We start from the raw sequence: 14,062 nt of genomic DNA, 5'->3' as shown, positions 1-14,062 counted from the left end.
GCTATGTGGCTCGCCAGACCAGTGCACAAAAACCAATGCGACGGTCGGCAGCATGATCCAGTTGATAGTCACAGAACACGACGAAGCTCGAGAGCATGATCCCTATCGCCGCCGACTTTCCGACCTGGCGCGAATGGTTGACGCGAGCTGGGGCAAACCAGACGACCGACGACCGCGGACTGAAGATCAATTCCACTGCGGCTGTGATAAACGCAGCCGTCGCAGCGCGCGGCGTGGCACTGGTTCGCAATGCGCTGGTGGCGCAGGAGATCGACAGTGGTCGTCTCGTCCACCTGATGCCGGACGCGCGATGGCCGGTCAAATGGGCTTATTATATCGTGACGTCTTCGAAGGCGCTGCGACGGTACGAAGTGACCGCGTTCCATGACTGGATCGTGAGTTATAACGAACATCGGCTAGCGGCCGAGTAAGATGGCAAGACGTCCGCCAGGCATGTTCCTCTCCGGCCCAAGGTCACGGTTGGCGCTACCCACGATCGAAATGCTGGAAAATCAATAGAGGACGCTGGAATTGCGAAAGGATTACCGGGTCGCGGGCTTAAGTCGCTTCAAGGCGGTCAGGCGGACCGTCTGAGCGAATGTTATCAAAATCGGAGGATGGCTCAAATCAGATAGCCAAAAGCCGAACGCCGGTCCTTTCGGGGCTCGCTGCCGATGCGCCGACGGAGCCAATGAGCTTGGCCAAAGTTCGATTCAGCTCAATGCTCGTCGTCTCAATCCGTCTTAAGACAAAGACGTCTATCTTGCCAAATTTTGCCATTGCAGCTATATGTATTCATATGAGCACAATGAACATTTCTCTCCCAGACCATCTCAAGAGCTTCGTTGATGAGCAGGTTGCGGGACGTGGTTATGGGACGAGCAGCGAATATATCCGCGAATTAATTCGGCGAGATCAGGACCGTCTTATTTTGCGCGGACTGTTGGTTGACGGAGCATCGTCCGTACAATCCGATCCCGCCGATGGGCGCTATTTCACCGAATTGCGTGATCGTGTGCGTGGTCGGCACAGCAAGTGACAAACAAGTCCGTCGTCCCTCGGGAATTGGCTCGCAGCGACGTCGAAGCGGCCGTAGACTGCTATGTACTCGAGGCCGGAACCGAGGTTGCCCTTGGCTTTATTGACGCTTTAGAGGCAGCTTATGACCTGATCGCACGGCGTCCGGAATCGGGATCGCTACGATATGGATACGAGTTAGGATTGCCTGACCTGCGCAGCATTTCGCTGAAACGATACCCCTATATCGTCTTTTATCGTGATCAAAAAGATCATGTTGATGTGTGGCGTGTGCTTCATGGGAAACGGGACATTCCACCGTCGATGCACGACCCCGCGAATCATTGATTATTATGACAGATTTGCAGCTGCAGATTTTCCAGACTTTTGGTTCCAATCTCTTCAAGGCGAACACCTGACCTTACGGCAGCTGAGAGCCGGTCACGGCGACGTAGAGTGAATAGAGCGAGCGCGTTGCCGCGATGAACAGCCGATTGCGTTTGGGTCCGCCGAAGGTGAGGTTCGCAACGGTCTGCGGTACACGGATCTTGCCGATCAGTTTGCCCGTCGGGTCGAAGCAATGCACGCCATCGCCGGCGCTCGACCAGAGGTTCCCGTTCACGTCTGTACGGATGCCGTCGGGAATGCCTGTGTCGATCAGACAGAAGACGCGGCCGTTTGCGAGCCGTCTGCCATCGACCACGTCGAAAGCGCGAATGTGACGCGGCAGGTTTTCGTCATGGCTTGCCGCCGAATCCGCAACGTAGAGGATCGTTTCGTCTGGCGAGAAGGCAAGGCCGTTCGGCTGGATGAAATCCGTGGCGACAGCCGCAAGTTCCCCGGTCGCCGGATCGAGCCGGTAGACGTTGCGGGTCGCCTGCTCCGGCTCTGCCTGGTAGCCTTCGTAATCCGACATGATGCCGTAGGTGGGATCGGTGAACCAGATCGTGCCGTCCGATTTCACCACCACGTCGTTCGGCGAATTGAGCGGCGCCCCTTCGAAACGGTCGGCGAGCACGGTGATCGAGCCGTCAATCTCGGTGCGCGTGACGCGGCGTCCGCCATGCTCGCAGGAGATGAGCCGGCCCTGCCGGTCGCGCGTGTGGCCGTTTGTGAAGTTGGAGGGTTGCCGGTAGACTGAGACGCCGGCCTCGGGTGTCCATCGCAGCATCCGCTGGTTGGGAATGTCGCTCCACAGCAGCTGGTTCGCATCGTTGAACCAGACGGGACCCTCCGCCCAGCGGCAGCCGGAATAGAGTTCGTCGAGGCCGGCGCTCGTCACGATCAACTGCCGGAAGCGCGGATCATGGATTTCGTAGATGCTGCCTTCGGCCATGGCGGTCTTCCCAATTATCGCATGCCGGCTCGGCGGCCGCCGGCGAGCATGATGACGCTGATGATGATGAGGCCGGTCATGATGAGGCGGATGCCCGCGCCGACCCCGTAGGTGTTGAGCATGGAAACAACAAGGAACATGAAGAGCGATGCGCCCCAGATGCCCGGCACGTTGGAATCGCCGCCGGCGACCGCCGTGCCGCCGATCACGACGACGGCGATCGACATCAAGAGATATTCCGAGCCCATGTTGAGCGCCGCGCCGCCGGAGAAGCAGGCGAGCAGATAGCCCGCGACCGATGCGAGCACGGCGCAGAAGAGATAGGTGACGAAGCGCGTGCCATCGACCGGTATCCCGGCCATGCGCGCGGCTGGCATGCTCTGGCCGATCGCCGAAATCCAGCGCCCATAAATCGTCTTCTCAAGCAGGAACCAGGCGAAGAGCGAGACCACGAGAGCAACGATCGCGACGTTGGGTACGCCGAGCGTGTTCGACGTGGTGAATTCTGCCAGCACGCTCGGAGGCTTGATGCGCAAGCCCCGGTTCGTCCAGATCGCGGCCGACTGCACGATGAAGCTCGTCGAAAGTGTCGCGATGATCGGCGGAATGCGCAGCGCCTTGATGAGCGCATAGTTGCAGAGGCCGACGACGAAGCCGATGACGACGGCGACGAGAAGCCCAGGCAGGATCATGCTGTTTTCAACATTCATCAGCTTAAGCGCCACGGTGCCGGCAAGCGTCATGGTAGTCGGAACCGAGAGGTCAATATTTCCGGGGCCGAGCGTGATGACGAACATCTGCCCGATGCCGACGATGACGGAGAAGGCCGCGAAGGTGAGTGCTGCCTGCGACAGGCCGAGCGTGCTGGCGCCGAGCGTCACCATGATCGTCAGGAACCAGACGATGAAAGCGGCAAGCCATGACCAGATCCAGGGCTTGGCGAACAGGCGGAACAGCGGGGTCATCGGCGCTTCTCCTGCTTCTCCAGGCGGTTCAGCATCATGCGGAGCGCCAGCACAATGATCAGGATCGCGCCCTGAGCCCCGATCTGCCAGTCGGGCGAAATGCGCAGGAAGGACAGGAACGAGCCGGCAAGTGTCAGCGTCAGCGCGCCGATGACGGCGCCGATCGGCGAGACACGACCGCCGATGAACTCGCCGCCGCCGAGGATCACGCCGGCAATCGACAAAAGCGTGTAGCGCAGCGCGATATTGGCATCGGCCGAAGTGGTCAGGCCGACGAGGGCGATGCCGGCGAGCACGGCAAAGAGTCCGGCAAGGCCGTAGGCGCTCGCGCGGGCCGCGACGATCGACCAGCCGGCGCGCTCGACCGATCGCTGGTTGCCGCCGATGCCGCGGATCAGCACGCCGAGCGAGGACCGCATGACGAGAAGATGGGCGACGACGGCGATGGCGATGCTCGCGACGATCGCCATCGGCGCCAGAGGCGGCTTGACGGTCATCAGCCAGCGAACCCAATCCGGCGCCTGCCCGCCAGGTGCCGGCAGCAGCAGCACGGCAAGGCCGCCCCAGACGAAACTCATGCCGAGGGTCACGACGATGGACGGCAGGTTGCGCATATGGATTATGACGCCAAGCGCCGCATAGGTTGCGATTGCGCCGGCAAGGATCAGGACGCCGATCACGGGGGCATCGCGCAGAAAGGTTGCCGTTACGCAGGCGACGAAGCTGACGAAGGTGCCCATCGAGAGATCGAGATCGTTCACCGCCATGACAAGCATCTGGGCGATCGTGGCGAGCGCGATAGGTACAGCTAGGTTGAACAGCAGGTTGAGCCCGACATAGCTCACCGCGCGCGGCTGCATCCAGAAGACGGCGGCGAGCAGCAGCGTCAGCGACAAGGCGGGAATGGCAAGACGCATGGCATCGGACGAGAGCCGGAACGTCATGCGGCGACCCCTTCGAAGGAGGCGGCGATGATATTCGTCTCGTTGACGGCGTCGCCGGCGAGTTCGGCCTTGATGCGGCCTTCGCGGAAGACATAGACTCGGTCGCAGAGGCGGACCTCGTCCATTTCAGTCGAATACCAGATGAAGGTGCGGCCGCGCGCGGCTTCCTCACGGATGATGGCGTAGACCTCCTGCTTCGTCCCGACGTCGACGCCGCGCATCGGATCGTCCATCAGGACAACGGGCGCGCGTGTCGCAAGTGCGCGCGCAAAGAGCACCTTCTGCTGGTTGCCGCCGGAAAGCGACAATATGCGGTTTGCGATATCGGGCGTGCGGATCTCGATCCGCCGCTTCCAGTCGGCGCCCTTGGCTTCCTCTTCGCGCGCGAGAATGAGGCCGCGCCGCGACAGGTCACTGAGCGAGGCGATAGAAAAATTGTGCAGGATGCTCCACAGTTCGAAAACGCCGTTGAGGCGGCGGTCGCCGGCGACGAAGGTGACGAGCGGATCGCGCTCGGGAAGCCAGTGGCCGGATTGGGCGGCATGGAGAGCGAGCAACAGCTCGGTCTGCCCGTGACCCGCCAGCCCCGCCAGTCCGATGATCTCGCCCTGGCGCGCCGCAAAGGCAAGGCCCGCCGTCTGATGGGACAGAATGAGCGGCGCGGTGGATTGTTCGCGCGCCGAGCGCTCGCCGGTCTCCTCCTTCGCAACCGTGCCCATGGCTTCCACCAGGCTATGGTGACCGAAGCCGTTCGCCGGACGTTCGGTTACGACGCGGCCGTCCTTCATGACGACGATGCGGTCGGAGGTTTCGAGGATCTCGTGCAGAATGTGCGAGATGAAGATGACGGAGCCGCCGGCAGCGACGAAGCGGCGGACATGGGTGAGCATCTGGCGGGCAAGGCTTGCATCGAGCGACGAGGTCGGTTCGTCGAGGATCACCAGCCGCGGCGCAATGCCGGCGTCGGAAAAAGCCATGGCGATCTCCACCATCTGCCGCTCGGCGATCGAAAGATCTCCGACGACCCGGCCGCTGCCGATACCATGGCCGGGAAAGACCATGTCGAGGCTCTTCTCGATAATTTTCGCGGCACGCTTGCGCCAGCCGAAGCCGCCGAGATCGCGGTGCATGATGCGCGTATTCTCAACGATAGAGAGGTTGGGGCAGAGCGAAAGTTCCTGGAAGACACAGCGCACGCCGCGAGCGCGCGCCGCGTTGATGCCGTAACGCTCCAGCCGCTCGCCGTCGCTCGCAATGCTTCCCTCGTGGGGCGTGAGACCGCCGTTGATGACGCTGACGATCGTGGATTTGCCGGCGCCATTATGGCCGACAAGCCCGACGCATTCGCCTGGCATGACGCGGAGCGTCACGCCGTCGAGCGCCCTGACCGCGCCGAAGCTCACCTTCGCGCCATCGACGGCGATCACCGCCTGCAAAACCTCATTCATGCTGCCCGCCACATCTGCTTTGCAAAGAATGCCGCGCAGCCGTTTGCGGCCGCGCGGCAGTCGCCGGGAGATTTACTTTGCCGACTCGATAACCTTGATTGCATCCGCCTGCGTGTATTCCACGTTAGCGACGCCGCCGGCCTGGGTATTGGCGAGGTTTGTTTCGAGATTGTCCTGGTCGATGCGCAGGAAGGGCACGACGAGGTCCTTCTTGACTTGCTTGCCGTCGAGGATCTGCTGGGCGACCCAGAAGGCGAGCGTAGAGACACCGGGCGCAATGGACACGGACATGGTCTCATAGCCCTTCGCGTCCTTCTGCTCCTTCCACCATTTCAGTTCGTCTTCGCGGTTGCCCATGATGATAACCGGCATCTTCCGATTGGTCGCGGCGATCGCCTGCGCGGCGCCGTAACCGTCGCCGCCTTGCGTCACGACGCCGACAATGTCGGGCAAGCTCGGCAGAATGCCGGCAACAGCCTTCTGCGCCACGTCCTGCGCCCAGTCGCCGTGAACGGAGCCGACAACCTTGAACTGCGGGAACTGCTTGACGCCGTCGTGGATGCCGGCCGAGATCTCGTCATCGACGAAGACACCGGCAAGACCGCGTATCTCGAGCAGGTTGCCGCCCTGGGGGAGCTTTTTCGAGAGGTACTCCACCTCGCTGCGGCCCATCTCCTTGAAGTTGACCGCGATGCGCCAGGCGCAGGGTTCAGTCACGATGCCGTCGAAGGAGACGACGGTGATACCTGCGTCGCAGGCTTCCTTGACCGCGCCGTTCAACGCCGTCGGCGAAGCGGCGTTCAGCACGATCGCGTCATAGCCCTGCAGGATCATGTTCTGGATCTGCGCGGCTTGTTCCGTCGCCTGGTTCTCGGCGGTAGTGAACGGGTCGGCTGCTGCGACGACGCCTGATTTCACGGCTTCGCCCGTCACCTTGCCCCAGCTCGTCAGCATGGCCTGGCGCCACGAATTGCCGGCATAATTGTTGGAAAGCGCGATTTTCTTGGCCGAAGTATCGGCAAAGGCGGAAACGGGCATCGCGCCGCAAGCAATAGCGGCCGATGCCAGAAGCATCTTACGGATTGTCATGTCTTCCTCCCTCATGATCGCCGGTTGGCGGATCGCTTCACTCCTGCCTGTCCCAGTTGGGGTCGAGTGAAAATTGTTCTTGCACTGAGCTTCCTCCTCTCAGTAAGGGCAGGATGCGGGAGATCGCAGGGTCTGTACAGGGGCAAGGCGGCAAGTCGTTTGCGGGTTTTGCGCAACAAGCTGCGGGTTTACGCAAGACGGCGGCGCTTTCGCGGCGCTTACTGGGAAAGGATCGCGGCGGGTTGAGGAGCCCGCTGCCGTCTCGGGGAGAAATTGACGATGCTGCATCTCGCACCCGCAGCCATGTTTGACCACTATCTCGGCATTTCCCGGCTGCTCGCGGGCCAGCTCGATTTCCGCTCGGCCATCCGCTCCGTCGCCGCCGAAGTCGCCCATATCATCCCCCACGACCATCTCGATGTCTGCGTGCTGCTCGAAGGTGGCAACTATCACACGGCTTATGAGACAGGCATCGAGACTGCCTGGGGTGAACTTGCCGGCGCGCCTGTCGTCAACAGCCCTATCCGTTCGCTGCTTTGGGGCGAAGTGGATTTTCTGCTGGCGGACGACGCCATGACGGATCCACGTTTCCACTTCGAGGGCGCGTTCAAACGGCCGATAGTCGAACAGTCGCTGAGGAGCCGCTTGCATGTGCCGATGAAAGTGCAAGGCACGATTATCGCCGCACTCTCCTGTTCCTCGCAAACAGCCGGCATTTACACGATGGAGGATATCGAACGCGCCCGCATCATCGCCGACCTGCTGACGCCCTATTTCTTCGCGCTGAGGGCTGCTGAGCACGCGCAACGCTCGGCCATCGTGGAGGCGGAGGCCCGCGCCCGCGAGGAGGGGCTGCGGCAAGGCGCGCTGAAGCTGACCGAAGCGCTGGAACAGGAACGCCAGCGGATCGGCATGGACCTTCACGACCAGACGCTGGCCGACCTGACGCGGCTCGCCCGCCGGATCGACAGGCTGTCGCGCAACGGGGAGGTGGCGCCCGAGGCGTTGGAGCCCGTCTCCCGCTCCTTGCAGCATTGCATGCAGGATCTCCGGCAGATCATCGAGCAGGCAAAACCTTCCGTGCTCCAGCTCTTCGGCCTCGCCCAGGCGATCGAACATCATCTCGACCGGTCGACCCGCGACAGCGGATCGGCTATCGAATGGGGCCTCGTGGACGAGACGCATGGCGCACTGGAGCAACTGGAGCCGACCGTCAGCGTCGCGCTGTTCCGCATCGCCCAGGAGGCGATCAACAATGCGGTGCGCCATGCCGCCCCGCTCACCGTCCTGGTGCGGCTCGAGGCCGACGACGAACGGCTGTCGATCGAGATCTCCGACGACGGTACCGGACTCGCCAAGGCGCGGGGACGGATCGGCGGCGGCATCGACAACATGAAGACCCGTGCGCGGCTGATCTCGGCGCGCTTTACGACCGGGCCCGGCCACAACAATCGCGGGACCGCGGTGCGCGTCGTGCTGCCGCTTGGCCCGCACGACCCGGCAAGCGGGCCAAACTGAGGAGAACGGCGTGATGAAGGTTCTGATCGTCGAGGACGACCCACTGCACCGGTCCTACCTGCACGAAGCTGTCAACGCAGCCCTGCCGGAATGCGACACGGTGATCGAGGCGGAAAACGGAACCGTCGGTGAGAAACTCGCCCGCGACCACAAGTCGGCGCATATCGTCATGGACCTGCAGATGGCGAGCCGCAACGGCATCGAGGCGGCGCGCACGATCTGGAAGGAGCGGCCGGAGACCCGCATCCTTTTCTGGTCGAATTATTCGGACGAGGCCTATGTGCGCGGCGTCTCGCGCATCGTCCCGGATGGCGCCGCCTATGGCTACGTCCTGAAATCCGCCTCAGACGAACGGCTGAAGCTTGCATTGCGCTCGATCTTCATCGAGAGCCAGTGCGTCATCGACCGCGAGGTGCGTGGTCTGCAACAGAAGAGCCTCGGCCAGACCAACGGCTTCACCGATTCCGAATACGAAATCCTCGTCGATATCGCGCTGGGCCTCACGGACCGGGCAATCGCCAAACGCAGGGGCCTGTCGCTGCGCAGCGTGCAGAACCGCCTGCAGCAACTCTATGATAAGCTCGACGTCTACCAGAGCGCTGGCGACGACCACGAGGACGGCCGCTTCAATCTCCGCGCCCGCGCCGTGACCGTCGCTTTCCTGCGCAAACTCCTGAACTACAGCGCTCTGGAGCGGGCTGAGGCAGAATTGCAGGAGTGGCTTGATGGAAAGTAGTTTCCGTGGCGTTGTCACGTTTGTCGGCGAAAGTCAAAGATAACGCGATAACGCAGTAGCCTCTTCATCGACAAAGCTGAAAGGCCGGACGCTGGGCGTCAGCGTCAGCTTGCGCTGTCAAAACTCGAAAACAGTGGCCGTATTCGGAGAGCATCCATTTTGTGCAGGGCACTCGTTGCGCGGGGGGTGGCCGTTCGGCTTCTATCAAGACCCTTGTTCAAATCCTGCCCCCGCACAACGCTGACGCACGCCATAAGCGCCAAAACTGCGATCCGGTGCGATGCGTTTTGATGAATACGAACGACGACCCAGCGAGACTGATCGAAATGCCGGCCTTTGAACGTCATCAATCTCAGTATCCAAAATTCACCCCTTATTGCAGTAAGCCCCGCTGCCCGCTCCGTTGGAGTCGCGTCTTCGCCGAGCATGTCAGGCGTGGCAGGAGCGCGAACGTCAAAGTGCGCGCGATACGTTTTGATTTCGACGGTCACTGTGATCCCCGCCGATAAACGGATCTTGCGTCCCTCGGTCTCAATGCTGGTTCGAGGGCATAACAATTACGGATAAACTAGATTTCGGGTCTGTCTCGTTGAGGTGATGTTCGTAATCAATTTGGCAAGCCGAGTTGGATCGTTTTCGGCGAGCTGCGCGTCCGCCACCTGCAGGTGCTCCAAAAGCAAATAATTGTTCGAGTTCACTCTATGGCCATGCTTTCCACGTATCGGCGCCAGCCCCCGTAAGCGGTGATATCGGGCTGCTCTTTGACTGCGCTCGCCTCGCACAGAAAACCGGTGACGGAAGAACCATCCTCCAGCGAGAGCTTTCCCACGCCTAATGGCGCTGGAATCCGATCGATGAGGTCTCCAAAGTCTGCCACGGGCAATGCCCAGACCTCCACATCGATCGGGGCACCGTTCGAGACATCCCGGATCAGGCCGGGCTTGGGCGGAATAGTGCCATTCAATGCGAAGAGACGATAATCGCCGCTGGTTCGGGTGGCTCTGCGAAAGAGGCCACCTCGTTGCGTCAGTTCGTGATTGAGTGACATGCCCGAAAGGTGTGCGCCGACGACCGCAATTTCACGATAGCCGTTGGGCAGGGATGCGTCAGCAGGCTTCGGGTAGGGGTTGTCGAATTTGCCGAGCTTGAGCCCGGTTGCCCTGTGGAACGCAGCCGCGATACCGGCTGCTCGTGCCTCGCCGAAACCAGCGGCGAGGAAGGTAACGCCAAGCGGCAGGCCGTCCTTGCGGAAGCCGTTGGGAACGGCGATGCCGCACAGCCCCATCAGGTTCACGAAATTGGTGTATATGCCGAGATTGCTGTTGAGTTGAATGGGATTGGCGGCAATCTCTTCCTTGGTGTAGATCGTCGGTGTCGTTGGAACCAGGAGCACGGCGATGTCGTCCCACAGGTGACGCGTATCGCGCTTCAGTTCGGCGATCCTGTGAATGGCCGCAAAGGTGTCGCCGGCGGTAAAGTTAGCGGATTTCGACAGGATCTGCCGCGTGATCGGATGGATCGCCTCGCCATGCTTCTCGAGCACGCTGTCGAGGCTCAACGCTCTTTCGGAGATCCATGGTCCTTCGTAGAGTATGCGCTGCGTTTCCTCAAAAGGAGCGAAATCCACCTCGACCTTTTCTCCTCCGATCGCCGTCAGTCGCGCTATCGCCTCGCCAAAAAGCCTTTCAGCCTCGGTGTCGCCGAAGAAGCGAAGCGCTTCGCCTGCCGGCACGCCGAAGCGGAAACGCGGCTGCGCAGGCGCGGGTATCAGCGGAACGGCGTCCGCTTCCGGCCGGGAGAATGGGTATGAAGGGTCGTACCCGGCAATCAGCCTGAGGATGCTCATGCCGTCCTCGACGGTCAGGGAGAAGATTGCAAGCGTCTCGATCGTCTTGACGCAGCCCCCGCCGGACACGCAGGCATTGCTGACGAGGCCGGGCGTCGGTTTGATGCCGACGATGTTGTTGAAACCGGCTGGCACGCGACCAGAGCCGGCAGCGTCGTTTGCGACGGAAAAGGACGACAGCCCCGCCGCGACCGACACGCCCGACCCGGAACTCGAGCCTCCCGAGATGAAGCGGTCATCGAAGACCGACGAGCAGGCGCCATAAGGCGTGCGCATGCCGACAAGGCCGATGCCGAACTGATCCATGTTGGTCTTGCCAATCAGAATGGCGCCAGCGTCGAAGATCCGGTCCAGCGCCTGGCCGCTGGATGTCGCGATATAGGCACCTTCCTTCAGGGCATTCGTGGTGGGGAGGCCGACAATGTCATTGCAGTCCTTCACGGAAAACGGAATGCCCCATAGTGGCCGGTCGTCATAGCCTTCCGCCTCAAGCGCTCGTGCCGCCGCGAGAGCGGTCTCGCGCGACACGAGATAGGTCCAGACGTGGTCTTCGCCGCGCGCCGCGATCCGATCGTAGATCGCGTTGACCACGCGCATCGGCGTCAGCGTCCCGGCCGCATAGGCAGACGAGAGTGTCGAAAGGTCGAGGCTTCCCGTCGCGTCGGACCAATTGAGTTCGGACATGGTTTCACTCCTGATGATTTCCGAGAGCCGTCTCGACAGCGGCGGCTGAGGCGATCGCGCCGAAAAGACCGTTGCCGAAAGTGGTTATGCGCAGCTGCGCGTCATGGCGGGCTGCAGAGGTTCCCTTACAGGCGTCAATGACGGTCAGGCATTCGAAACCCATGTCGTTTGCCGCGCGCTGCGTAGCGTGCACCAGCCCATCGGTCGGCAGGCCGGTCACGAGAAGGTTGCGGATTGTGCGCCGACGGAGAATGTCCTCAAGGCCGGTTCCGAAGAAAGCGTTGTCGCCGGCATGATCGATGACGATGGCGGTGGCCGGAAGCGATATGCCGTCATCGAACTGCCAGTCCAGGCTCCCTTTTGTGGAAACTTCATCGCCAAGGGCAGCACGTCGCCGTGCGATAGCGCCGCCTTCGCGATCCTGTCCGCGCCTGGAGGCGATGATGGCAAGACCGCGACGGCGGGCCGCCTCGATCAAGCGGATGGCGACATCGCGCTCCGCTTCGGCGGCGAGGCCGCGGACGATGCCACTCTGGAAGCCGAGGAGCAGAAGGGCCGTATCACCGGGTGACCATTCACCGTCGAAGGGCCACGCATAGGGGTTGGCGTCAATCCGCGCGAAATGGTCCGTCAAGCTCTCAATCATCGGCCGTCTCTAGCATGGCGGCAAAAGCAGTCCGATCGGCAACGCCACCCCAGCGCCCGCCAAAGGCCCGAAGGATTTCCAGCGTCGCCTCATGGTTTCGGGTCTCGACAGCAGCCGTGCAATCTTCCAGAAGGACGCATTCGATGCCGTGCTCGAAGCCGTCGCGGATGGTCGATTGTACGCAGCAATCCGACGTCACGCCGGTGACGACGAGCCGTGAAATGCCGAGGCGTTCGAGCTGCTCGGCAAGATCGGTCCGATGAAACGAGGACTTGCCGGGCTTGTCGATGACGATCTCCCCGTCGATCGGTGTCAATTCCGGAATGATCTGCCAACCTGGCTCACCACGAACGAGTATTCGGCCGGTCTTTCCCATGTCGCCGATCCCCAACCCATGACGGCGCGTTCGCCATTGCTTGTTGGCGTTGAGATCGGAAAGGTCCGGATGATGTCCCTCGCGGGTGTGGATGACGGTCAGGCCGGCGGCGCGGGCAGCAGCAAGTGCCTCGGCAATAGGCCCGATCACCGAACGGGTGTTTGACACGTCTTCGCCAAGCTGGTCGACCCAGCCACCGGCTGCGCAGAAGTCGATCTGCATGTCGATGATGATCAATGCGATACCGGTTTTGGAAACCGTGCCGCCCAGGGGCCAGAAGGTCGCAGTCGATACGTTGCTCACAGGCGAACTCTGGTTTCCGGATCGAACAGCAGGATCAGCGACGGATCCACGGAGAATGTCACACGGTCGTCGCGCCGCACACGATGACTGCCGTCGACGAGCGCTTTCAGCCTCGGCGCCGATTTCATCATGTCACGCTCGTCGTCCATGACGACGGCACCGCTCGCAGCCGTTCCCTTGTCATCCATGTGGACGAGCAGATCGGCTCCCAGGTCCTCGACAAAGGAGGCTCTCGCCGAAATCGTGCCGGGCATACCGGCATTGTCAGATAGTTTCAGATGTTCGGGCCGGATGCCGATCGCGACCCGTTGATCGATGCGGCGGGCCGCTCGCTCGCCCTGTTGCGCGAGCGGCAACAGGAATTCGCCGATTGCAACGGCCGGGCCGTTGTCATGTGTGACCAGCCTGCCCTCCAGAAAGTTGATTGGCGGGGAACCGATGAAGCCGGCGACGAACATGTTGAGCGGCTGGTCGTAGAGCGCCCGTGGCGTATCAAGCTGCTGCAATGTTCCCTTGTTCATGACGGCGACCCGGTGGCCCATGGTCATGGCTTCCACCTGGTCATGGGTGACATAGACCGTGGTGACCGCCGTCATGCGCTGCAGCCGCGAGATTTCCGCGCGCATCTGGCCGCGCAGGCGTGCATCGAGATTGGAAAGCGGTTCATCCATAAGGAAGGCGTTGGGCGAGCGCACCAGGGCACGGCCCATGGCGACGCGCTGCCGCTGGCCGCCGGAAAGGCGGCTCGGCTTGCGATCCAGAAATTCCGTCAGTTCCAGCAGCGCGGCGGTTTCGCGCACCTTGTCGGCGATGACGTCAGGCTTGGCGCCGCGCACCTTCAGCCCGAAGGCGATATTGTCTGCAACGCTTAGATGCGGATAAAGCGCATAGGACTGAAAGACCATGGCTATATCGCGGTCGCGAGGCGACAGATCGTTTGCCACAGTGTCGTCGATTTTCAACTCGCCGGAGGAGATATCCTCCAGGCCGGCTATCATTCGAAGAGCGGTGGTCTTTCCGCAGCCGGACGGGCCGACCAATACCATGAACTCCCCGTCGGTGATCTTAAGATTGAAATCCTTCAGCGCTGCGGCCTTGCCGCCGGCATAGGTCTTTGAGACGTTCGTAAACGAGATTTCGGCCATGCTGTCTGC

The 14,062-nt window shown here is 61.7% G+C and carries 14 protein-coding genes; 5 read left to right on the top strand and 9 right to left on the bottom strand.

The features are described 5' to 3' along the window. The first annotated feature begins 95 nt into the window (after positions 1–95). The 3 genes from H4W29_RS26345 (at position 96) to H4W29_RS26335 (ending at position 1,365) form a co-directional block, all read left to right on the top strand. Entirely contained in the window at positions 96–431 is a 336-nt protein-coding gene (locus H4W29_RS26345) for a LysR substrate-binding domain-containing protein (protein ID WP_246517473.1), read from the top strand. A gap of 332 nt (positions 432–763) precedes the next feature. After that, positions 764–1,039 carry a ribbon-helix-helix domain-containing protein gene (locus H4W29_RS26340; protein ID WP_376776611.1) on the top strand — a complete coding sequence of 92 codons (276 nt, stop codon included), beginning with the start codon at positions 764–766 and terminating at the stop codon, positions 1,037–1,039. Further along, the gene (locus tag H4W29_RS26335) at positions 1,036–1,365 is read left to right on the top strand and encodes a type II toxin-antitoxin system RelE/ParE family toxin (protein WP_192731768.1); all 330 of its coding nucleotides are present in this window, start codon (positions 1,036–1,038) and stop codon (positions 1,363–1,365) included. The genes H4W29_RS26340 and H4W29_RS26335 overlap by 4 nt, the downstream gene beginning before the upstream one ends. A gap of 73 nt (positions 1,366–1,438) precedes the next feature. Here the strand turns inward: H4W29_RS26335 and H4W29_RS26330 are convergent, their stop codons facing one another. From H4W29_RS26330 to H4W29_RS26310, 5 genes are all read right to left on the bottom strand, one after another. Next, positions 1,439–2,353 (bottom strand): SMP-30/gluconolactonase/LRE family protein, encoded by a 915-nt coding sequence (locus tag H4W29_RS26330; protein ID WP_192731767.1) that lies wholly within the window; start codon positions 2,351–2,353, stop codon positions 1,439–1,441. A 14-nt stretch (positions 2,354–2,367) separates the two neighbouring features. After that, positions 2,368–3,318: an ABC transporter permease gene (locus H4W29_RS26325; RefSeq protein ID WP_192731766.1), complete on the bottom strand. Its 951-nt coding sequence runs from the start codon at positions 3,316–3,318 to the stop codon at positions 2,368–2,370. Then, positions 3,315–4,262 (bottom strand): ABC transporter permease, encoded by a 948-nt coding sequence (locus H4W29_RS26320; RefSeq protein WP_192731765.1) that lies wholly within the window; start codon positions 4,260–4,262, stop codon positions 3,315–3,317. The genes H4W29_RS26325 and H4W29_RS26320 overlap by 4 nt, the downstream gene beginning before the upstream one ends. Beyond that, a complete protein-coding gene (locus H4W29_RS26315; RefSeq protein ID WP_192731764.1) occupies positions 4,259–5,710 on the bottom strand; it encodes a sugar ABC transporter ATP-binding protein in 1,452 nt (483 codons plus the stop codon). Before H4W29_RS26315 ends, H4W29_RS26320 begins: the two co-directional genes overlap by 4 nt. 72 nt (positions 5,711–5,782) lie before the next feature. Continuing rightward, a complete protein-coding gene (locus tag H4W29_RS26310) occupies positions 5,783–6,799 on the bottom strand; it encodes an ABC transporter substrate-binding protein (RefSeq protein WP_192731763.1) in 1,017 nt (338 codons plus the stop codon). A gap of 279 nt (positions 6,800–7,078) precedes the next feature. Here H4W29_RS26310 and H4W29_RS26305 point away from each other — a divergent pair, with 279 nt between their 5' ends. Together H4W29_RS26305 and H4W29_RS26300 are read left to right on the top strand one after the other, a co-directional pair. After that, the gene (locus H4W29_RS26305) at positions 7,079–8,317 is read left to right on the top strand and encodes a GAF domain-containing sensor histidine kinase (protein WP_192731762.1); all 1,239 of its coding nucleotides are present in this window, start codon (positions 7,079–7,081) and stop codon (positions 8,315–8,317) included. Positions 8,318–8,330: 13 nt separating this feature from the next. After that, entirely contained in the window at positions 8,331–9,053 is a 723-nt protein-coding gene (locus tag H4W29_RS26300; protein ID WP_003594707.1) for a response regulator transcription factor, read from the top strand. Positions 9,054–9,747: 694 nt separating this feature from the next. Here the strand turns inward: H4W29_RS26300 and atzF are convergent. Genes atzF through H4W29_RS26280 form a run of 4 tightly spaced genes read right to left on the bottom strand, consistent with a single transcriptional unit; the run spans position 9,748 to position 14,053 of the window. After that, positions 9,748–11,583, bottom strand: coding sequence for an allophanate hydrolase (gene atzF / locus H4W29_RS26295; protein WP_192731761.1), 1,836 nt, complete (start codon positions 11,581–11,583; stop codon positions 9,748–9,750). Between the two features lie 4 nt (positions 11,584–11,587). Next, positions 11,588–12,229, bottom strand: a complete 642-nt coding sequence (locus H4W29_RS26290; protein ID WP_192731760.1) for a cysteine hydrolase family protein — start codon at positions 12,227–12,229, stop codon at positions 11,588–11,590. Then, complete coding sequence (locus H4W29_RS26285; RefSeq protein WP_192731759.1) at positions 12,222–12,908, bottom strand: cysteine hydrolase family protein; 687 nt, start codon at positions 12,906–12,908, stop codon at positions 12,222–12,224. The genes H4W29_RS26290 and H4W29_RS26285 overlap by 8 nt, the downstream gene beginning before the upstream one ends. Continuing rightward, the gene (locus H4W29_RS26280) at positions 12,905–14,053 is read right to left on the bottom strand and encodes an ABC transporter ATP-binding protein (RefSeq protein WP_192731758.1); all 1,149 of its coding nucleotides are present in this window, start codon (positions 14,051–14,053) and stop codon (positions 12,905–12,907) included. The genes H4W29_RS26285 and H4W29_RS26280 overlap by 4 nt, the downstream gene beginning before the upstream one ends. Between the last annotated feature and the right edge of the window lie 9 nt (positions 14,054–14,062).

This window comes from Rhizobium viscosum (genome assembly GCF_014873945.1).
In the GTDB taxonomy this organism is placed as follows: Bacteria; Pseudomonadota; Alphaproteobacteria; order Rhizobiales; family Rhizobiaceae; genus Rhizobium; species Rhizobium viscosum.
This window is presented reverse-complemented; position numbering and strand designations above follow the sequence as displayed.

Excerpts from the sequence above, each read along its gene's own strand:
- H4W29_RS26345 (WP_246517473.1), top strand. The coding sequence starts at position 96 with ATGATCCCTATCGCCGCCGACTTTCCGACCTGGCGCGAATGGTTGACG.
- H4W29_RS26330 (WP_192731767.1), bottom strand. The coding sequence starts at position 2,353 with ATGGCCGAAGGCAGCATCTACGAAATCCATGATCCGCGCTTCCGGCAG.
- H4W29_RS26325 (WP_192731766.1), bottom strand. The coding sequence starts at position 3,318 with ATGACCCCGCTGTTCCGCCTGTTCGCCAAGCCCTGGATCTGGTCATGG.
- H4W29_RS26320 (WP_192731765.1), bottom strand. The coding sequence starts at position 4,262 with ATGACGTTCCGGCTCTCGTCCGATGCCATGCGTCTTGCCATTCCCGCC.
- H4W29_RS26315 (WP_192731764.1), bottom strand. The coding sequence starts at position 5,710 with ATGAATGAGGTTTTGCAGGCGGTGATCGCCGTCGATGGCGCGAAGGTG.
- H4W29_RS26310 (WP_192731763.1), bottom strand. The coding sequence starts at position 6,799 with ATGACAATCCGTAAGATGCTTCTGGCATCGGCCGCTATTGCTTGCGGC.
- H4W29_RS26305 (WP_192731762.1), top strand. The coding sequence starts at position 7,079 with ATGCTGCATCTCGCACCCGCAGCCATGTTTGACCACTATCTCGGCATT.
- H4W29_RS26300 (WP_003594707.1), top strand. The coding sequence starts at position 8,331 with ATGAAGGTTCTGATCGTCGAGGACGACCCACTGCACCGGTCCTACCTG.
- atzF (WP_192731761.1), bottom strand. The coding sequence starts at position 11,583 with ATGTCCGAACTCAATTGGTCCGACGCGACGGGAAGCCTCGACCTTTCG.
- H4W29_RS26290 (WP_192731760.1), bottom strand. The coding sequence starts at position 12,229 with ATGATTGAGAGCTTGACGGACCATTTCGCGCGGATTGACGCCAACCCC.
- H4W29_RS26280 (WP_192731758.1), bottom strand. The coding sequence starts at position 14,053 with ATGGCCGAAATCTCGTTTACGAACGTCTCAAAGACCTATGCCGGCGGC.